Here is a 17,750-nt window from a genome sequence, read left to right on the forward strand (position 1 = left end):
TCGCTCAACGTAGCGGTGCGCCACGCCAACGAACCAGATGCCTCTTAGCCCTGATCCCACGTCCAGGCAATGCCGCTGAACAGCCCGCCGTGTAGATCGCGTGCGCGGAGGGTCACGATGCCGTTTTGGTCTGCGGTAGCGCTGTTGTACTCGTTCGCTTCGGTGGGGCGGGCGAAGGGACTGAGCTGTGAGTACTTCCAGATGGAGTCCGGGATCTCGCCGATGAACTGTACTTCGATGATGGCCAGCAGTGCACGCTCGTGAAAGGCCCTGCTTGCCAGAGTGAGCGAATCGTTCGTGTTGCTCGCCGGTGGGCGGATGGCGAACCGGAGGTCGTAGGTTTCGCCTCGTCGCATGGGCTCTGTTGCGGTGCGGGCGGCGTTGAGGTGCCAGAAGTAGTCGTTCCATCCGGCGCCGTTAATCGGACGCGTGTTGACCTTGAACGCACCGCCTGGGTCGGGGAAGACGGTGCCGTCGTAGGACCGCACGATGTTGACCCAGTCCAGTTCGTCGATCGTGAGGACGAAGCGGTAGTGCTCGTAGGTCTTCGTCCAGATTCGGTTCTCGATGACGATGCGGGTGCTGATGGTCTCGTAGATGATCCCGTTGTGCATTTCTGGCACATCGAGTCGTAGCGGCGACTGCGGGTAGGTGCCACGGATAAGCCGCGAGGCGAGCTGGTTCAGGGCGGCTGGCTCCCGATCGGCGACGGTGTCGATGCGTCGCCCAATTCGTGCGCCGTAGATTCGACGGCGCTCTTGCAGCCGCGGGATTCCCTCGGTCTCTGGGCTGAGCGCGAAGATGTCGAGCAGCAGCTCCGCATCAGCAGACGGGAGCGCGTGGATCGCTGAGATGAAGCGGTGTCGGAGCCTGTCGAACGCGTCGGTGGTGTCGCTTTGGAGGAGTTCGGCGACGGTGTCGACGCGGTCGAGCCGGTGGGCGACGAAGCCTTCGTTCTTGCGCAACAACGCGAGATCGAAGAAGAGATCTGCTGCGGTCGGTTGTTGTTGCGTCATCGGTTACTCCCCAAAGTAGCCAGGCGTCTTGTTCCGACTTTATTCCTACTTTCCGTCCGGTGATTTCTGCGGACCTACCGTCGTTTCTGCGGCTGAACCAGCCGCAGAAACCAACAGACGAAAGGTTCCAACCAATGTCGGATCTCGTGCCCTTCGGCGGTAGCCCCCACATCACGCAGACCGGCCACAAACTCACTGGGGCGACGGCGCGTCAGACGAAGCGTGAACTCGACGAGCTCGCCGCGCGAAGCGAAATCGCGGCGGTCACCGAACACATCGCGATGGTCCACGTGGCGCTCGGCGTGAACAACGCCATCTCGCTTTACCGCATGACGCAGGCGCAGCTGCACGACGTCCCCGAAGCCGCTCCGCTGGTCGCGCCGCTGCTCATGGGCTACGTGCAGGGCGCCTCGCGCCGCTCGCAGCAGTACTGAGCGAAGGGATCTGTGATGGACTTCACCCGGGTGTTCGACCTTTTCGGCATGGGCATCGCCTTTGGGCTGATGTGCGTCCTTGCGGCTCTGGTCATGCGGGCGGTAGTGGAGCAGGTGCGGCGAGCCCGCGCGGCTCGTCGAGCGCGGATGGAGCGTGAGCTCGATCGGCGTCAGCGCCAGCTGCGCGCCACGATCTTCTCGCTCGCCTCCGCGCTGGCGGACGAGTCCATCGCCGCTGACGACACGAAGCGCAAGATCGCCCGCGCTGTATACATCGCACGCGGCGACCTTCCCAAGTAGCCAGACCGCGACGCGCCACGCAGGTTCATCCTCGCCATCGAAGGAAGAACCGCGAAGCACCCCGCCTCCCAGTCACCGCCACAACGCACATCCCCGCAGCCACTGTTGGGAGGACGTCAACGTGGGGGCGATGAGCCCACGGCTCTAGCCCCCACGTTGATTTCTTCAACCGCACTTAACGACCCCGAACTTGCACGATCGGACGGTTTACGTCCCGTCCCGCGTCCGTCATAACTCAGGGCAGCAGTCCCGGGCTCCGTTCGCGCCATGACGTCTTCGCCATGGATTGACGTTCGTCGTGCCCGCATAAGAAACGGCTGCCGAAAGGAGGACTCAATGACCAACACCACCAACACCGCGGCGGACCACAACCCGCCGACCAGCCTGCCGCGCAAGAGGTACCAAGCGATCATCGTGGACCCGCCCTGGCCCACAGGCCAGTCAGGGAAGTACGGCGCCGCAAACAAGTACCCGCTCATGACGCTCGACGCCATCGCGGCAATGCCCATCGGCGACCTCGCGGACGATAACGCGCACCTCTACTTGTGGTGCTATCCGGCCACGCGCCACGTCGCCGAAGACATCATGCGCGGCTGGGGCTTCCGCTTCGTCGACGAGTTCGTTTGGGGCAAGGACCAGATGGGGCTCGGCCAGTATTTTCGCCACGCGCACGAGACCCTGCTGCTGGGCGTGAAGGGGAAGCTGCCCGTCCGGTTCAAGGGCCAGCGCAGCTTCGCAATGCTGCCTCGCCAAAGTCACTCGCACAAGCCCGAAGAAGTGCACCAGATGGTGATGCGCATGAGCCCCGGCCCCTACCTCGAGCTCTTCGCTCGGCGCCCGTTCCCCGGCTGGGACATCTGGGGCAACCAGGTGGAGAGCGACATCCGCATCCCGGGCTACCCAGTGCCGAGCGACCTCCTGCCACCGCTCGAATTCGACCCGCGAACGGAGTCCGCCGATGCCTGAGCGCCCGACCCACGTTCCACTGTTCAAGGAGAAGCACCGTGTCCGAGAAGTCGCTCCTGCGCCGCATCGTCGGCGCCAGCGCCCTGCTCCTGTTCACCGCGCTCATGATCTGGACGGCCGTCTGGCTGATTCAGCAGATCTGGGTCTGGCTCGTCGCCGGGATCGCGGCCGTCGTGATCGTCTGGCTCGCCGTCATCATCGTGCGGTGGCGTCGCAGCCGCTGGCTGCGGTAGGAGGCCAGCGATGAGCCGTCGTCCTGGTCGTCCGCGCCGCGAGTACCAGATCCGCGTCCGTGCGGAGCGTCGCGAGAAGCCCGACTACGAAAAACTCGCCCGCGCCCTCCTCGAGCACGCTGCCATGCAGGAGCGAGCCCGCCGCGAGGCCGAGGCCACGAAGCCTGAGCCCGTCCCGCCCTCCGATCCCAAGGAGGAGAGCGAATGACCACGTGGCGCGAGATCCACTGGCAGCCCCCGATCGACGAGATCCACGCCCTCGGCTTCCTTCGAGCGATGGCCGCAGACGGCGCGCGTGGAGCGCTGGTCTGGGAGGTTCGGACGGAGGCCGGAAGAGTGCGCTACTTCCTCGGCGGCTCGAGCGCCGATCTCAGTAGCGCCAGCTCGCAGCTTCGCCGGCTTGTACCCGGCGCGGTTCTCACTAAGCCAGAAGCAGAGCGCACCGAGGTCGAACGAGCCGGTCGCATCCAGATCCGTCAACGCAACCTCAACCTGACGCTCCTGAGCGGTTTCGAGACCCTGCGGGCCATCCTCGCAGCGCTGTCAGGGGCGAAAGACGAGGGCGATGTGCTCGTGCTTCAGATCGTGACGGGACGGGCGCTCGCTCCGGAAATGCTGCCGGCTGCGGCGCCGGACCCGACCACACCCATGACGTCGCTGCTCCTCGGCGGCGCCCGGGCAGCATCCAGCACAACCCGAGCGCGGCTTCAAGACAAGCTGTCCGAGTATCGATTCCGGGCGGTCATCCGGATAGGCGTCTCCTCGCCGTCACCGGTCCGGCGCCGCCTGCTCATCCACGAACTACTCGCCGCCATCCGCACCCTGCAGAGCGCGGGCACGACGATCTCCATCACCAGCAAGAACCCGGCCCGACTCGACGAAGGACGCGTCCCGCTACGTCAGCCCCTGCGGCTCACTGCCACCGAACTGCTGCCGCTGCTCGGCTGGCCAGTCACCGATCAAGACCTCCCGGGCCTGCCGTCGCCGCACCCCATCCGGCTCGCGCCGCCCGAGACCTACCAGTCGCCGCGCGAGCGCATCTTCGCCGCATCGACGGCGCCGGGATCGAACCGCTCGATCGGCATCGGCATCAACGACGCACTGCGCCACACGCACGTCTACGGGCCGACGGGAGCGGGGAAGAGCACGCTGCTACTCCACCTGATCGCCGAGGACATTCGCGCCGGCAGATCTGTCGTCGTCATCGACCCGAAGCGGGATCTGGCAATGGACACACTCAGTCTGATCCCAGAGAAGCGACTTGGACACGTGGCGCTCATCGACCCCTCGATCGACCGCCCCGCCGGCATCAACCCGTTCGCCGGCTTCGACGGCCACGGCGATGAGGACCGCCGGTCACTCGTGGCAGAAACGATGCTCGATCTGTTCCGTGGGCTCTTCCCGAACGCCTTCGGCCCGCTCACCGCCGACACCCTCCACGCGTCGTTTCTCACCCTGACCTACGCACCGGATGCATCGCTCGCGAGGCTGCCCCGTCTGTTGACAGATTCGCCGTACCGGAAGAGAGTGCTGGCAAAGATCGCGGACCCGGAGCTCCTCAACTTCTGGGCCCAGTACGACGCAAAGTCCGCCGGGCAGCAGGCGGCCGCCGTCGGCCCCGTCATGACCCGCCTGCGCCAGTTTCTACTTCGTCCCGGCGTGCGTGCGGTGCTCGAACAGAGCGCGCCGGCCTTTCGGATCGAGGACCTCTTCACCGCGCCGCGGGTGCTCGTCGTCAGTCTCAACAAGGGCCTCCTCGGAACCCAGACTGCATCGCTGCTGGGCTCGCTCGTCGTCGCCCAGCTCTGGCAGCAGATCCTCAGCCGAGCATCCCTGCCAGCCGCGAAGCGCCGCCCGATCAGCATCTACATCGACGAAGCCCAGAATTTCCTCCACCTCGGAGACCTCGCCGAAGCCCTCGAACAGTCCCGCTCCCTCGGCGCCGCCTGGCACCTCGCACACCAGCACCGAGCCCAGATGCCCGACAAGCTGCTGCGCGCCATCGACGCCAACGCCCGCAACAAGATCATCTTCGGTCTCGAGGACGACGAAGCAAAGACCGCCGCCCGCATCACCGGCCTCGACACCGAAGACTTCAGTCGCCTGCCTCCCTACGAGATCTACACCAGCCTCCAGAACGACGGGCGGCGGACCGGCTGGCTCTCCGCACGGGTACTCCCGCCGCCCGCTGCGATCTCCGATCCCGACGCCGTCATCACCGAAAGCCAGCTCCGCTACGGCGCACCCGAGCCCACTGCCGACGAGCCTCTCCACACCCATGCGGCGCACCTCACCGACACAGATCTCGACGACGAACCCGTCGGACGAACGAAACGGAGGGCGAAATGAGACGACGCGAAGCGGAAGCGAGATGTCCGGTCGCCTGTCGGGTCGCGTTGCCGACGAGCGTTCCTCTTCCGCGGAATCTGGCGCAGCTTCGCCCTTCCTCGCTGCCGACTGTCCCGCCCCTGGCGGGATCCACCAGCCACCAAGGAGGCCGCCAATGAAGAACATCAGCCCCAGCGAGCTCGACCGCATCGCACGCACCCTCAGCAGCCGCGACTGGCGCATCCTGAAATTCCTCTCCGCCCAGAAGTTCGCCAGCACCACGCACCTCCGGCGCCTCTGCTTCACCCAGCACGCCACCACCGGAGCCGCCACCCGAGCCTGCCTGCGCGCCATGGAACGACTCCTCGAGCGACGCCTCGTCAGCCGGCTGGAACGCCGCGTCGGAGGTGTGCGCCGTGGCTCCGCTGGATTCATCTGGCACCTCGACGTCGCCGGAGAACGACTCACCAGACCAGCCGGCGCGCCCAAACGCCACGTCCGCGAACCATCGATCGTGTTCCTGGAGCACACTCTCGCGGTGACCGACACCGTCGTGGCACTGCAGGAGCTCGCAGATAGCGGCGGACCCGCCCTCGCCAAGCTCGAAGTCGAAACGGCTGCCTGGCGCCGCTTCCTGGGGCCACACGGTGTACCCGTCGTCCTCAAACCCGACCTCTACGCCCAGCTCTCCAGCGAGGAGTACGACGACCACTGGTACATCGAAGTAGACCGAGGAACCGAGAGCCTGCCCGTCCTCCTCACCAAGAGCCGCATGTACGCCACCTACCGCGGCACACACGCCGCACAGGCCGAACACGGCGTGTTCCCCCGGGTGGTCTGGATCGTGCCCACACAACGGCGCGTAGCGCGGCTGGAGGCCGCCATCCACGCCGACCCAAATCTCCCTGACCGGATCTTCACGTGCATCACCCCCGAAGAACTTCCGGCAACCCTGCGCGGAGAACCGTCATCACCTGAACAACGAAAGGAGGAACCATGACCCCAGAAACACCACCCCCAGCCGACCGCGGCGAAGCCCAACCGCCGAGCAGGGAGCCGCCGTTCGGTCCCGAAGCACAAACGTCCGTCGAACGCTCCCTCGCACTACTCAAGGACCCTGATGACGCGCTTCGCATCCTGTCGCTGGTCAAGGAGAACGGCGCCGCGTTCGCCGCCTACCTGCTGCTGCCCGACACCAACGTCGCCGCAGCGACCATCGAGGACAGCTTTTACGACACATACGCCGCCACCTGGGAGCGCTTCGACCAGCTTCGACACGACGTCCTCGACGGCCTCGGCTGGCTCCAGGCGCTCCGCAAGTTCATGGACGAACAAGGGCTTCCCGAAGACCACCTCACCTGGAACCACGACGTGATCGACCAACGAATCGTCGAGACCTACGACATCGTCCACCTCGACGGCTGGTGGCACGTCTTCCACAAGTAGCCCACTCATGCCCGTCGACCACACGCAATCGGCCGACGCCAAGGCTTCGCCCTAACGGGTGGAGAACTACAACCAAACAGACCGGGGACGTTCCTGTGACGGACAGGACCGGGCTCGGAGCTTCAACCGAAAGGAGGCGCACCATGCACATCAAGTCAATCTACGAAGAGCACTACCTCGGAGAGACCTACCGGACAGGGGTCGCCTACCTGAGGGCACGCAAAGAGGGAGACGACCGCGCACCCAGACGCGTCGGCACGTACTCGATCGATCGGCAACGAGAGTTCATCGCCAAAGCCGCCAGAGCCAAGGGTGTGATCATCGTCGCCGAGTACATCGAGTACGGCGACCACGAGGGGTACCGGCCCGCCTTCACCAGTGCCGTGTCATTCATGTCGGAAACCGGAGTCCCAGACCTCTTCGTCGCCCGCGAAGAGTACCTGGCCAGGCGGCGGAGCGACTTCCGGCTGTTCATGACGCTGCTCATCGACAGTCAGATCACGCTCATCACCGCTACCGACCGGAGGAAGCAACACTGACCGTCACCCGTGGGGCCAGACGCGCAGCCAGCCGCCTGGCCCCACGCACACACATCGACCCGAAGGAGTGAAGTCATACTTCACTTTTCCCCAGATCAGCGATGTGAATTGCACGTCATCAATCATCTCGACTTCTCAGACGAAGTGAGCGTAAATCAAGGAGCGAAGTCCGCCTTCTGGCGGAGAGAGGAGGGTCTTCTTATGCACGACCAAACCATCGCGGCGCCACCCGCGACACCAACAAACATCACCCCCATCGACGGCCTCGAACACCTGGAACACCGAGGAACGAGCCACGCATCGGCCGGCGAGAGCCACACGAGGCCAGCGAGGGCTGTGCTGTACCTACGGGTATCGACGCCCCGTCAGATGCAAACGGCTGCGGACCTTGACGATGATGGCAACAGCATCGCAACCCAGCGTGAGTGGGCGAGAGGCAAGGCTGCCGAGCTCGGCGCGAGCATCATCGCTGAGTTCGTCGAGCCCGGACACTCAGCACAAACGATCAAGAAGCGCCCGGAGTTCCGCCGACTACTTGAGTTCGTCGACGAGCATCCGGATGTCACGCACGTCATCATCTATATGCGCTCTCGGGTGTTCAGGAACTACACCGATGCCGCGATCACCAAGCGCGATCTGGGAGAGAAGGGTGTCCGTCTCGTCTCCGCGAAGGAGCAGTTCGGTGACGGCTACATGGGTGACGCCATGGAAGCCATCACCGACATCATGAACGAGGTGCAGGTACGCCAGAGCGGTGAAGACATCGCAGTGAAGATGGCACACAAAGTGGCACATGGCGGCAGCGTCAGTAGGGCGAAGATCGGCTACCTGAATGTCCGTAAAGACATCGGCGGCGCGTTGGTGAACACGATTGATGTTGATCCAGAACGTGCACCGCTCGTCTCATGGGCTTTCGAACAGTACGCCACCGGCCGCCATTCCATCGCGCAGCTCTGCGCACTGCTGGAAGACCACGGCCTCGTGACCAGAGCATCTCGGAAATGGCCCGCGGGACCACTGTCCAAGAGTCGGCTCGCGCAGATGCTCCGGGACCCGTACTACACCGGCGTCATACGGTACAAAGGAAAACTCCACAGCGGTCGCCACCAACCACTTGTCAGCAAGGAGACTTTCCTGGCGGTGCAGGATGTACTCGACCAGCGCAACCGTAAAGGAGACCGCGATCGCGTGCACTTTCACTTCCTGCGCGGACTTCTGTACTGCAACAGATGCCACGCGGCGGGCCGCACCAGCCGCCTTGTGTACACGCAGCACACTGGGAATGGCGGCAGCTACGAGTACTTCGTATGTACCGGTAAGCAAAGAGGCGTCTGCGACATGAGAGCCATCCGCATCGAGGACCTAGAAGCGGAGGTCGCCCGCTTGGTGGCAGGAGAGCGCATACCCGGAGAAGACGCCGACACGCTCCAGACGCTCATCGCCAGCACCGTCGACAAACTGCTGGCCGAGGAGCACACAGCAAAAGCCCGACTGCGCGAACAGCTCACAAAGCTCGATGCACAGGAAGAGCGCCTGGTCGACCTCGTCGCAGCTGGCAATGCCAGCGTCGCAGTGGTCAGTAAGAGACTGGAGACTACCCGTCTGCAGCGGGGGGCGATCGCCGAGAAGCTGGAGCGCACCGAGCAACGCTTGACCTACGGGGCGGAGAAGGCGACCGCCTTCCTTGACCTCCTGCGACAGCCGGGGACGTTCTACCGTGAAGCACCCAACAACGCTCGCCGCGACCTCATTCTGACGTTTTTCGACCGGCTCCTGGTCGACGTCGAAGACAAGCTTGACTTGGAAGGTGAACGCAACGAGGCCAACGCGGCCATTCGTCAGGCTCTCCCCCGGGCAGCCACTTTTGAAACTAAAACCTCCTCCGGCGTAAGCGCCGAAGGAGGTGAGCAGGCTCCCAAGCAGTTCGCTTGTTCACCCGGTTCGAATAAGAACTATGTGGCTGAACAGCTGAGACACGAACCCGGAACAACCGAACCAAAGGGGTGCTGCGCACGCCTGCACCGGGCATGTCCCACTTGTTGCAGTTCCCAGGCCCCGTTGTTGCCGAAACTGGGACATGCCGCCGCACCGCGGCGGAGATCAGTCGGGCCGCAGGGCCTGCTCCGCGCGACGCACCGCCTCGACACCTCCGGCATCGAGAGCGTCGCGGTGTTCCGGATGCTGCCGGTAGAACTCCACGAGCGCTGCCACGAGGTTCGGGTCGGAACCCAGGCTGAGGGAGGGGGCCGTGATCAGTGGCGCGCCGCCCGCGCGTAGCAGCGAGAGTTTGGCTGCGGGGGCCGCAACGACCGACACCTGTGCCAGTTCTTCCCATGACCAGTCGAGCGCGCCGCATCCGCGGATGCCCGTCACGCCGCGCGACGTGAGCGTCAGTCCCGCGGGGACGCGCAGTCGCACGATCCGCACCACGAGCGTGGCGATCCCGATGATGCCGAGGATGTAGGGCCCGCTGCGTGTCAGGCGCGGCCCCCACGGCATCGGCAGTCCGGTCAGATCGATGAAGAGTTGCGCACCAGCCGGAAGCAGCAGCGACCCGGCGATGAAGAGCATCGGGACCGATCCCGCCCGCAGGGGGACGAAGCGCAGGCATCCCGGTCGATCGTCGACGGTCAGCGCCCGCGATACGACGCCCCGGAACGTGACGAGCAGCGCGATCCCGATCACCATCAGCATGACCGCCAAGGCGCCGAAGAGAATGCGCCGGCTCAGCTCGTCACTGACCGCGGCGATGAGACCGACGACGACGGACGCCCCCACCACGCCCCACGCGAGCGGTCGCGGGTTGCGCCCATGCGGAAACACCGACACCTCCCTACCGCCGAGGAGCGGGAGCCGAGGGGTCATCCTCCGAGCAGTCATCGACCCATCATCCTGTCGCCGGCCGACATGTCATCCCGTCGCCGGCCGACATGTCATCCCGTCGCCGGCCAGCATGTCCCAGTTTCTGCAGCATTCGGACCCCAAACTTGCAGCAAATGGGACATGCGCTGCAGCAAGTGGGACATGCCGACCTGAATCGGCCCGAAGCGCTCAGCCCGGAGGCACAAGCCCGAAAGGCTCAGCAGCCCGAAGCGCTCAGCCCGGAGGCTCACAAGCCCGAAAGGCTCAGCAGCCCGAATGGGGCAGCGCCGCAGGCTCAGCCCTCGGCGGTCAGAGCCACTTCGAGGTGAGGTGCTCGCTCGAGATGCGGCGGAGGGTGCCGGAGGCGCCGCGCAGCACGACGCTCTCGGTGTAGATGTGCTCGCCCTCGCGGCGCACGCCGGCGACCAGCTGGCCGTCGGTCACACCTGTGGCCACGAAGATCGTGTTCTTGCCCTTGACGAGATCCTCGGCCTCGTAGACGGTGCCGTCTACCTTGAGCCCCGCGTCGATGCCGCGCTGCTTCTCCTCGTCGTTGCGCGGCGCGAGACGACCCTGGATGTGGCCGCCGAGCGCCTTGATCGCGCAGGCGGTGACGATGCCCTCGGGGCTTCCGCCGATCCCGACGCACATGTCGGTGCGGGCGTTGTGGCGGGCAGCGTTGATGCCGCCGGCGACGTCGCCGTCGCTCATGAGTCGGGTGCCGGCACCGGCCTCGCGGATCTCCTCGATGAGCTGGTCGTGGCGGGGGCGGTGCAGCACCGAGACGACGATCTCGTCGACGGGCTTTCCGAGCGCCTTGGCCAGCAGACGGATGTTCTCGCCGATGGGGAGCCGGATGTCGACGACGCCCACGCCGGCGGGGCCGGTGACGAGCTTGTCCATGTAGAAGACGCTGGATGCGTCGAGCATGGCGCCGTGGTCGGCGACCGCAATGACCGACAGCGCGTTGTTGCGGCCGGCCGCGGTCAGCGAGGTGCCGTCGATCGGATCGACCGCGATGTCGCACTGCGGGCCGCGCCCCGTGCCGACGTGCTCGCCGTTGAAGAGCATGGGCGCGTTGTCCTTCTCGCCCTCGCCGATCACGATCACGCCGTCGAAGTTGACGGTGGTGAGGAAGGCGCGCATGGCGTCGACCGCCGCGCCGTCGGCCATCTCCTTCTGGCCGCGCCCGATGAAGGGAACGGAGCGGATGGCCGCCGCCTCCGTCGCACGCACGAGCTCGAGCGCGAGGTTCCGGTCGGGATGCAGCGGGCTCATGTCCGCGGTAAGACTCACCATGCGGCCCAGCTTAAGCAGGATCCCGCAGACCGGACGCGACTTTCGACTCTGAAGACGCGAAGAATTCGACGTTCTTTCAGCAGGAGGAAATCCACCGCCCCCGCGGCGATATTCCTGGCGCCCCGACCACGCGGGCGCCCGCATCCCCTTCGATAGAGTGACGGGTAACCACTGCACACAGCAAGGAGCGGACATGCCCGTCGCAACACCCGATCAGTATGCCGAGATGCTCGACCGCGCGAAGGCGGGCGGCTTCGCGTACCCGGCCATCAACGCGGCGAGCTCGCAGTCGATCAACGCGATCCTGCAGGGCCTCACGGAAGCCGGTTCCGACGGCATCATCCAGGTCACCACCGGCGGCGCCGACTACTTCGCCGGCCACACGGTCAAGGGTCGCGCGACCGGCGCGATCGCCTTCGCGAAGTTCGCCACCGAGGTCGCCAAGAACTACCCGATCACGGTCGCTCTTCACACCGACCACTGCCCCAAGCCCGCCCTCGAGGACTTCGTACTGCCGCTGATCGCCGCATCCGAAGAAGAGGTCAAGGCAGGCCGCAACCCGCTCTTCCAGTCGCACATGTGGGATGGCTCGGCCGTTCCCCTCGACGAGAACATCGCGATCGCCAAGGAGCTGCTGCCCCGCATCAAGGCGATCAACGCGATCCTCGAGGTCGAGATCGGCGTCGTCGGCGGCGAAGAGGACGGCGTGAAGCACGAGGGCTCGAACGAGGCGCTCTACACGACCACGGCGGATGTGGCCAAGGCCGTCGAGGCCCTCGGTCTCGGCGACGCCGGCCGCTGGATCGCGGCGCTGACCTTCGGCAACGTGCACGGCGTGTACAAGCCCGGCAACGTGAAGCTGCGTCCGGAACTCCTCGGTGAGATCCAGGAGGGCATCGCCGCACAGTTCGGCACCGGCCCGAAGCCCCTCGACCTCGTGTTCCACGGCGGCAGCGGCTCGACCCCCGAAGAGATCGCCCTCGCGGTCGCGAACGGCGTCGTGAAGATGAACATCGACACCGACACCCAGTACGCGTTCACGCGTTCGGTCGCCGGCTTCATGTTCTCGAACTACGACGGCGTCCTGAAGGTCGACGGCGAGGTGGGCAACAAGAAGGCCTACGACCCGCGCGCCTGGGGCAAGGTCGCAGAGACCGCCATGGCCGCCCGCGTCGTCGAGGCGACGCAGCAGCTCGGCTCTGCCGGCAAGTCGCTCGGCGCCTGACCCGACGCAATCACCGCGAATGCCCCGGCTCCGGCCGGGGCATTCCGCGTTTCAGGATGCGGCGCGCTCAGACGCCGTCGAGCAGCCCCGGGGCGCCTTCGGGGCGCGAGAGCACCACGATCTCATCGCCGGCGGAGATCGCGCCCGACTTGACCACCCGGAAGTAGGGGCCGAGCCTGCGCTCGTCGGCGAAGCGCTTGACCCAGCCGCGCGCCTCGGGTCCGCCGAGCCGGCGGGCGAAGGTCTGGCAGGGATTGCGGTGGCGGGTGACCTCGAGCTCGAGCGTGTCGCCGATGCGCCACCGCTCCCCGATCACGACCGCATTGACGTCGATGCCCTCGGTGCGCAGGTTCTCGCCGAACCATCCGGGGGCCAGCTCGCGGCCCAGCTCGCTCTCCCAGAACGCCGCGTCCTCCTGCGCGTAGGCGTAGACGGCCTGCTCGAGCCCGCCGTGGTGCTTGCGGTTGGCCTGCACGTCGCCGCGCACGCCGTAGGGACCGACGCGCACGGCGCCGTCGAGCGGGCGCTTATCGATCGCGGTGACGCCGATCGTGCCCGCATCCGGGATCAGTGCGTGCACCGCGCAGACCGCCACGACGCGCGCGGTCATGTGGCGCTCGGGGTCGGGACGGGCGTGATGCTGCCGAGCTGCTGCATGAGGCCGGGATCGGACATCAGCGGCACGACCAGGAGCACGCTCGCGAGCAGCGTGAAGACCACGCCGCCCACGAGCGGGATCCAGAAGCTCAGTCGCCCGGCGCGCAGATTCCACACCGACACGGCCGCCGTCGCGAACCAGCCGACCGCGAGGAGGATGGCGGCGGCCGCTCCCCAGGCGCGGGCGCCGGCCGCATCCGACAGCCCGCCCTCGACGCCGAACTGGGTCAGCAGCTGGGTGAGCAGCTCGTTCGGGTCGACGAAACCGGGGATCGAGCGCAGCACTTCGAACAGGCCGAGGGCGAGCAGCGCGATCGTGGCGACGCGGTCCATGGCCCGGGGATTGCGCGCCACGGGGCCCGCGGCAGGAGTCGGGGCCGGTGCGGGCGGCGCCGCATCCGGAGCCTTGCCCGCGTCGAGGTCGAATGTCGCGTCGGGCTGGCGGATGCGGGCACGCTGCTCTTCGGGCGTCGCGTATTCGCCGTACTGGGGGCGGGGGCGCTCGTCACTCATGCGCGCCCCCGTCCGCCGCGAGCGCGGGCGTCGGTGGCGCCGGATGCGTCGCGACGCAGTTCCTTGGGAAGCGAGAAGATGAGGTCCTCCTCGGCCGTGCGCACCTCGGCGACGTCGGCGTAGCCGGCACCGGCGAGCACGTCGAGCACCTCCTGCACGAGAACCTCGGGCACCGAGGCGCCGCTGGTCACACCGACCGTGGCGACACCGTCGAGCCACTCCTGGCGAACCTCTTCCGCGTAGTCGACCCGGTGGGCGGCCTTGGCGCCGTGCTCGAGGGCCACCTCGACGAGGCGCACGCTGTTCGACGAGTTCGCGGAGCCGACCACGATCACCAGGTCCGCGTCGCGCGCGACCTTCTTGATCGCGACCTGACGGTTCTGCGTGGCGTAGCAGATGTCGTCGGAGGGCGGATCCTGCAGGTTCGGAAACCGCTCGCGCAGGCGCCGCACGGTCTCCATGGTCTCGTCGACCGAGAGCGTGGTCTGGGAAAGCCAGACGACCTTGTCGGGGTCGCGCACCTCGACGGTGTCGGCGTCGGCGGGCGAGTTCACGATCGTGACGTGCTCGGGCGCTTCACCGGCGGTCCCCTCGACCTCTTCGTGCCCGAGGTGGCCGATGAGCAGGATCTCGAAGTCATCGCGGGCGAAGCGCACGGCCTCGCGATGCACCTTCGTCACGAGGGGGCAGGTCGCATCGATCGCCTGCAGGCCGCGGTCGGCGGCGGCCGAGACCACGGCGGGCGAGACGCCGTGCGCGCTGAAGACGACGTGCGCGCCGGTCGGCACCTCGTCGACCTCCTCGACGAAGATCGCCCCCTTGGCCTCGAGCTCGGTCACGACGTGCACGTTGTGCACGATCTGCTTGCGCACGTAGACGGGTGCGCCGTAGCGCTCGAGCGCCTTCTCGACGGCGATGACGGCACGGTCGACCCCGGCGCAGTATCCGCGGGGGGCTGCCAGCAGCACCCTCTTGCGTCCGACGACCGGGATATCCTGAAGCCGGCCGCTGCGCGCCGGCATCCGGGGGGTGGGAAGGTGCACGGCGGGTGAGCTCACGCCCGTGATTCTACGGGCGCGTGCTGGGCAGAGGCCGAGCGACGGAGGATGCATGACGAGGTTCGCACCGGATGCGGCGGCACAGGCCCCGCACGGTGATGACGTCCATCCCCGCGACGCCACGCGCGACGCGCCCACATCCGTCGCCCGGTTCAACGAGACGATCCGGGCGTTCGTCTCCTCCTGGGGCTCGGTGTGGGTCGAGGGCGAGATCACGTCGTGGAACGTGCGCGGCGGCAACGTCTACGGCCGACTGAAAGACCTCACGGGCGACGCCAGCGTGTCGTTCCGCATCTGGTCGTCGACGCTGCAGCGCCTGCCCGACGATCTAAAGGTGGGCGATCGGGTCGTCGCGAGTGTCAAGTCCGACTACTTCGTGCGCACGGGCGACTTCAGCGTGCTGGTCTCCGCGATGCGACACACCGGCATCGGAGATCAGCTCGCCGCGATCGAGCAGCTGCGCGCGAAGCTGCGCACCGAGGGGCTGTTCTCGGCCGAGCGCAAGCGTCCGCTCCCGTTCCTGCCGCATCTCGTCGGGCTCATCACGGGTGAGCGATCGGATGCGGAGAAAGACGTGCACCGCAACGCGGAGCTGCGCTGGCCGCAGGTGAGCTTTCGCACCGAGTACGCCGCGGTTCAAGGCGATCGCTGCGTGCCCGAGACGATCGCCGCGCTACAGAAGTTGGATGCCGACCCCGACGTCGACGTGATCATCATCGCCCGCGGCGGCGGCGACCCGCAGCACCTGCTGGGCTTCAGCGACGAACGGCTGCTGCGCGCGGTTGCCGCAGCCACCACGCCCGTCGTCTCGGCGATCGGCCACGAGAACGACCACCCCCTGCTCGACGACGTCGCCGACCTCCGCGCCTCGACGCCGACGGACGCCGCCAAGCGCGTCGTGCCGGATGTGGGCGAGCAGCGCACCCTCGTGCGCCAGCTGCGCGCACGGCTGGGCTCGCGACTCAGCATGCGCGTCGCGCACGACATCGCGCAGCTCGAGCAGCTGCGCTCGCGCCCGGTGCTCCGAGACCCCGACGCGCTTCTCGAGCGGCGCGCCCACGAGGTCGAGCTGCTCGCGGCTCGCGGACGCGACACGATCGACCGCTCGCACACCCATGCGGCACGCCAGACGGCCGAACTGCGGGCGTCGCTGCGCGCGCTCTCTCCCGGGGCCACGCTCGCCCGCGGCTACGCGATCGCCCACATCGACGGCGGCGTGATCGTGCGGGATGCGGCGCAGGCCCCCGAGGGCACCGAGCTGACTGTCACCGTCGCACGCGGCTCCTTCGCCGCGACCTCCGGCGGCGAGGTGCCCGAGACGTCTGCGACGACGGCGGACGCCTAGGATGGAAGCCATGTCCGCGCCCGAGGAGACCGCTCCCGAGATCGCGTCGTTGTCGTTCGAGCAGGCGCGTGACGAGCTCGTGCGCGTCGTCGCCGAACTCGAGCAGGGCTCCCCCACGCTCGAGCAGTCACTCTCCCTGTGGGAGCGCGGCGAGGCGCTCGCAGCCCGGTGCGAGGAGTGGCTGCTGGGCGCCAAGCGTCGACTGGATGCGGCGCGCTCCGGCGCCGAGGGCGAACTCTGATGGCTCGCGGTCCCCGCGTCGTCGCCGAGCTCGGCCGCCCCGAGACCCCCGACGAGACCGCCGCCCGCAAGGCGGAGTCCTCGCGCATCTACCGCTCGAGCCAGACGTTCCGCAACCTGATCGCTGCACTGCTCGCGACCCTCGGCGTCGTGATCGTGATCGTCTTCGCGGTGCCGCGCGGCAACCCGGCGCCAGCGCCCGCCGTGAACGTGGCCGAGATCGCCGACGGCTTCGCCGAGGCCTACGGCCGCGCGGTGATCGCACCCGATGTGCCGGAGAACTGGCGCGTCAACCAGGCGCAGCTCGAGGGCAACAGCGTTCCCGCCTTCACGATCGTCTACGTGCCCGACGCCGAGAGCTACGTCAACATCGCTCAGGCCTTCGACGCGGATGCCGGGTGGGTCGCTCGAACCCTCAACGGCGCCGCCCCGACGGGCACCGAGACGATCGACGGCATCGAGTGGCAGCGCTACGAGATCTCCGACGCCCGCGCCGCCGGCGGCGTCTCCTACGCCCTCGCCACCCCGGCAGGGCCCGACCAGATCCTCGTGTACGGCACGGCCAAGCCCGACACCGCGGCGCAGCTGGCCACAACCGTCACCGACACCATCCTTCAGCTGCGCAAGGAGACACCGTGACCGAGACCCACCCCACCCCCGCCCAGGTCTGGGCCGAGATGCTCGAGGGCAACGCCCGTTTCGTCGCCGGCACGCCGCGCCACCCGCGGCAGGATGTCGAGCGTCGTCACGAACTCGCCGGCGGCCAGCGCCCGCGCGCTGCGCTGTTCGGCTGCTCCGACTCGCGTCTGGCCGCCGAGATCATCTTCGACGAGGGTCTGGGCGACCTGTTCGTCGTGCGCAACGCCGGTCAGGTCATCTCCGACTCGGTCGTCGGCAGCCTCGAGTACGCGGTCGAGGTGCTCGGCACGCCGCTCATCGTCGTGCTCGGCCACGACGAGTGCGGTGCCGTTCGCGCCGCCATCGACAGCACCTCGCCCGATGCGCCCGCTCTCCCGCCGCGCATCTGGCGTCAGGTCGCGCCCATCGTGCCGGCCGTGCGCCGTGTGCAGGTCGCCGAGGGCACGAACGCCGCCACGGTCGATGCCGAGCACGTCGGCCGCGAGCACCTGCGCGACACCGTGACCGAGCTACTGCACTCGTCGGAGCTCATCAGCGCCGCCGTGGCCGACGGCTCGCTCGCGATCGTCGGCGTGAACTACCGCCTCGCGAAGGGCGTCGCCGAGCCCGACTTCATCGTCGGTGCGGCGACCGAATCCGCCGCCTGATCA

At 67.3% G+C, this 17,750-nt stretch carries 20 protein-coding genes; 15 read left to right on the forward strand and 5 right to left on the reverse strand.

The features are described from left to right. Positions 1-44 precede the first annotated feature (44 nt). Positions 45-1,016, reverse strand: a complete 972-nt coding sequence (locus tag ACYVJS_RS15065; protein WP_460740676.1) for a hypothetical protein — start codon at positions 1,014-1,016, stop codon at positions 45-47. A 134-nt stretch (positions 1,017-1,150) separates the two neighbouring features. Between ACYVJS_RS15065 and ACYVJS_RS15070 the strand changes: the two genes are divergently transcribed. The 10 genes from ACYVJS_RS15070 to ACYVJS_RS15115 all read left to right on the forward strand — a co-directional run bounded on the left by ACYVJS_RS15070 (position 1,151) and on the right by ACYVJS_RS15115 (position 9,539). Continuing rightward, positions 1,151-1,450, forward strand: coding sequence for a hypothetical protein (locus tag ACYVJS_RS15070; protein ID WP_460740677.1), 300 nt, complete (start codon positions 1,151-1,153; stop codon positions 1,448-1,450). Between the two features lie 15 nt (positions 1,451-1,465). Next, positions 1,466-1,750, forward strand: a complete 285-nt coding sequence (locus tag ACYVJS_RS15075; RefSeq protein WP_460740678.1) for a hypothetical protein — start codon at positions 1,466-1,468, stop codon at positions 1,748-1,750. Between the two features lie 336 nt (positions 1,751-2,086). Continuing rightward, positions 2,087-2,716, forward strand: coding sequence for an MT-A70 family methyltransferase (locus ACYVJS_RS15080; protein WP_460740679.1), 630 nt, complete (start codon positions 2,087-2,089; stop codon positions 2,714-2,716). 38 nt (positions 2,717-2,754) lie between these two features. Next, the gene (locus ACYVJS_RS15085; protein WP_460740680.1) at positions 2,755-2,949 is read left to right on the forward strand and encodes a hypothetical protein; all 195 of its coding nucleotides are present in this window, start codon (positions 2,755-2,757) and stop codon (positions 2,947-2,949) included. A 10-nt stretch (positions 2,950-2,959) separates the two neighbouring features. After that, complete coding sequence (locus tag ACYVJS_RS15090) at positions 2,960-3,157, forward strand: hypothetical protein (protein ID WP_460740681.1); 198 nt, start codon at positions 2,960-2,962, stop codon at positions 3,155-3,157. Further along, positions 3,154-5,298: a type IV secretory system conjugative DNA transfer family protein gene (locus tag ACYVJS_RS15095; protein WP_460740682.1), complete on the forward strand. Its 2,145-nt coding sequence runs from the start codon at positions 3,154-3,156 to the stop codon at positions 5,296-5,298. The genes ACYVJS_RS15090 and ACYVJS_RS15095 overlap by 4 nt, the downstream gene beginning before the upstream one ends. 154 nt (positions 5,299-5,452) lie before the next feature. Next, entirely contained in the window at positions 5,453-6,277 is an 825-nt protein-coding gene (locus ACYVJS_RS15100) for a replication-relaxation family protein (protein WP_460740683.1), read from the forward strand. After that, positions 6,274-6,723: a hypothetical protein gene (locus tag ACYVJS_RS15105; RefSeq protein WP_460740684.1), complete on the forward strand. Its 450-nt coding sequence runs from the start codon at positions 6,274-6,276 to the stop codon at positions 6,721-6,723. The genes ACYVJS_RS15100 and ACYVJS_RS15105 overlap by 4 nt, the downstream gene beginning before the upstream one ends. A 143-nt stretch (positions 6,724-6,866) precedes the next feature. Next, the gene (locus ACYVJS_RS15110) at positions 6,867-7,262 is read left to right on the forward strand and encodes a recombinase family protein (protein WP_460740685.1); all 396 of its coding nucleotides are present in this window, start codon (positions 6,867-6,869) and stop codon (positions 7,260-7,262) included. A 201-nt stretch (positions 7,263-7,463) separates the two neighbouring features. Then, positions 7,464-9,539, forward strand: a complete 2,076-nt coding sequence (locus ACYVJS_RS15115; protein WP_460740686.1) for a recombinase family protein — start codon at positions 7,464-7,466, stop codon at positions 9,537-9,539. An 894-nt stretch (positions 9,540-10,433) separates the two neighbouring features. Here the strand turns inward: ACYVJS_RS15115 and glpX are convergent. Beyond that, positions 10,434-11,423: a class II fructose-bisphosphatase gene (gene glpX, locus ACYVJS_RS15120; protein ID WP_460740687.1), complete on the reverse strand. Its 990-nt coding sequence runs from the start codon at positions 11,421-11,423 to the stop codon at positions 10,434-10,436. 193 nt (positions 11,424-11,616) lie between these two features. Between glpX and fbaA the strand changes: the two genes are divergently transcribed. Continuing rightward, positions 11,617-12,648: a class II fructose-bisphosphate aldolase gene (gene fbaA / locus ACYVJS_RS15125; RefSeq protein WP_243227418.1), complete on the forward strand. Its 1,032-nt coding sequence runs from the start codon at positions 11,617-11,619 to the stop codon at positions 12,646-12,648. Between the two features lie 67 nt (positions 12,649-12,715). Here the strand turns inward: fbaA and ACYVJS_RS15130 are convergent, their stop codons facing one another. Genes ACYVJS_RS15130 through ACYVJS_RS15140 form a run of 3 tightly spaced genes read right to left on the reverse strand, consistent with a single transcriptional unit; the run spans position 12,716 to position 14,840 of the window. Continuing rightward, positions 12,716-13,258, reverse strand: a complete 543-nt coding sequence (locus tag ACYVJS_RS15130; RefSeq protein WP_460740688.1) for an MOSC domain-containing protein — start codon at positions 13,256-13,258, stop codon at positions 12,716-12,718. Continuing rightward, a complete protein-coding gene (locus ACYVJS_RS15135) occupies positions 13,255-13,818 on the reverse strand; it encodes a DUF6264 family protein (protein ID WP_460740689.1) in 564 nt (187 codons plus the stop codon). The genes ACYVJS_RS15130 and ACYVJS_RS15135 overlap by 4 nt, the downstream gene beginning before the upstream one ends. After that, the gene (locus ACYVJS_RS15140) at positions 13,815-14,840 is read right to left on the reverse strand and encodes a 4-hydroxy-3-methylbut-2-enyl diphosphate reductase (protein WP_460740832.1); all 1,026 of its coding nucleotides are present in this window, start codon (positions 14,838-14,840) and stop codon (positions 13,815-13,817) included. The genes ACYVJS_RS15135 and ACYVJS_RS15140 overlap by 4 nt, the downstream gene beginning before the upstream one ends. 88 nt (positions 14,841-14,928) lie before the next feature. Between ACYVJS_RS15140 and xseA the strand changes: the two genes are divergently transcribed. The 4 genes from xseA to ACYVJS_RS15160 are packed head-to-tail and all read left to right on the forward strand — an operon-like array spanning position 14,929 to position 17,747. Next, the gene (gene xseA / locus ACYVJS_RS15145; protein WP_460740690.1) at positions 14,929-16,221 is read left to right on the forward strand and encodes an exodeoxyribonuclease VII large subunit; all 1,293 of its coding nucleotides are present in this window, start codon (positions 14,929-14,931) and stop codon (positions 16,219-16,221) included. 10 nt (positions 16,222-16,231) lie between these two features. Continuing rightward, positions 16,232-16,462: an exodeoxyribonuclease VII small subunit gene (locus tag ACYVJS_RS15150; RefSeq protein ID WP_373459535.1), complete on the forward strand. Its 231-nt coding sequence runs from the start codon at positions 16,232-16,234 to the stop codon at positions 16,460-16,462. Next, positions 16,462-17,100: a DUF4245 domain-containing protein gene (locus ACYVJS_RS15155; RefSeq protein WP_460740691.1), complete on the forward strand. Its 639-nt coding sequence runs from the start codon at positions 16,462-16,464 to the stop codon at positions 17,098-17,100. Before ACYVJS_RS15150 ends, ACYVJS_RS15155 begins: the two co-directional genes overlap by 1 nt. Positions 17,101-17,138: 38 nt before the next feature. Beyond that, complete coding sequence (locus ACYVJS_RS15160) at positions 17,139-17,747, forward strand: carbonic anhydrase (protein WP_243228182.1); 609 nt, start codon at positions 17,139-17,141, stop codon at positions 17,745-17,747. Positions 17,748-17,750: the final 3 nt, after the last annotated feature.

The sequence above is a fragment of the Microbacterium neimengense genome, assembly GCF_054782995.1.

Bases quoted from the DNA above. Each gene is read 5' to 3' on its own strand.
- ACYVJS_RS15135 (WP_460740689.1), bottom strand. From the start codon at position 13,818: ATGAGTGACGAGCGCCCCCGCCCCCAGTACGGCGAATACGCGACGCCC.
- ACYVJS_RS15075 (WP_460740678.1), top strand. From the start codon at position 1,466: ATGGACTTCACCCGGGTGTTCGACCTTTTCGGCATGGGCATCGCCTTT.
- ACYVJS_RS15130 (WP_460740688.1), bottom strand. From the start codon at position 13,258: ATGACCGCGCGCGTCGTGGCGGTCTGCGCGGTGCACGCACTGATCCCG.
- ACYVJS_RS15105 (WP_460740684.1), top strand. From the start codon at position 6,274: ATGACCCCAGAAACACCACCCCCAGCCGACCGCGGCGAAGCCCAACCG.
- xseA (WP_460740690.1), top strand. From the start codon at position 14,929: ATGACGAGGTTCGCACCGGATGCGGCGGCACAGGCCCCGCACGGTGAT.
- ACYVJS_RS15140 (WP_460740832.1), bottom strand. From the start codon at position 14,840: ATGCCGGCGCGCAGCGGCCGGCTTCAGGATATCCCGGTCGTCGGACGC.
- ACYVJS_RS15095 (WP_460740682.1), top strand. From the start codon at position 3,154: ATGACCACGTGGCGCGAGATCCACTGGCAGCCCCCGATCGACGAGATC.
- ACYVJS_RS15080 (WP_460740679.1), top strand. From the start codon at position 2,087: ATGACCAACACCACCAACACCGCGGCGGACCACAACCCGCCGACCAGC.
- ACYVJS_RS15070 (WP_460740677.1), top strand. From the start codon at position 1,151: ATGTCGGATCTCGTGCCCTTCGGCGGTAGCCCCCACATCACGCAGACC.
- glpX (WP_460740687.1), bottom strand. From the start codon at position 11,423: ATGGTGAGTCTTACCGCGGACATGAGCCCGCTGCATCCCGACCGGAAC.
- ACYVJS_RS15110 (WP_460740685.1), top strand. From the start codon at position 6,867: ATGCACATCAAGTCAATCTACGAAGAGCACTACCTCGGAGAGACCTAC.
- ACYVJS_RS15150 (WP_373459535.1), top strand. From the start codon at position 16,232: ATGTCCGCGCCCGAGGAGACCGCTCCCGAGATCGCGTCGTTGTCGTTC.
- ACYVJS_RS15090 (WP_460740681.1), top strand. From the start codon at position 2,960: ATGAGCCGTCGTCCTGGTCGTCCGCGCCGCGAGTACCAGATCCGCGTC.
- fbaA (WP_243227418.1), top strand. From the start codon at position 11,617: ATGCCCGTCGCAACACCCGATCAGTATGCCGAGATGCTCGACCGCGCG.
- ACYVJS_RS15115 (WP_460740686.1), top strand. From the start codon at position 7,464: ATGCACGACCAAACCATCGCGGCGCCACCCGCGACACCAACAAACATC.
- ACYVJS_RS15100 (WP_460740683.1), top strand. From the start codon at position 5,453: ATGAAGAACATCAGCCCCAGCGAGCTCGACCGCATCGCACGCACCCTC.
- ACYVJS_RS15065 (WP_460740676.1), bottom strand. From the start codon at position 1,016: ATGACGCAACAACAACCGACCGCAGCAGATCTCTTCTTCGATCTCGCG.
- ACYVJS_RS15160 (WP_243228182.1), top strand. From the start codon at position 17,139: ATGCTCGAGGGCAACGCCCGTTTCGTCGCCGGCACGCCGCGCCACCCG.
- ACYVJS_RS15155 (WP_460740691.1), top strand. From the start codon at position 16,462: ATGGCTCGCGGTCCCCGCGTCGTCGCCGAGCTCGGCCGCCCCGAGACC.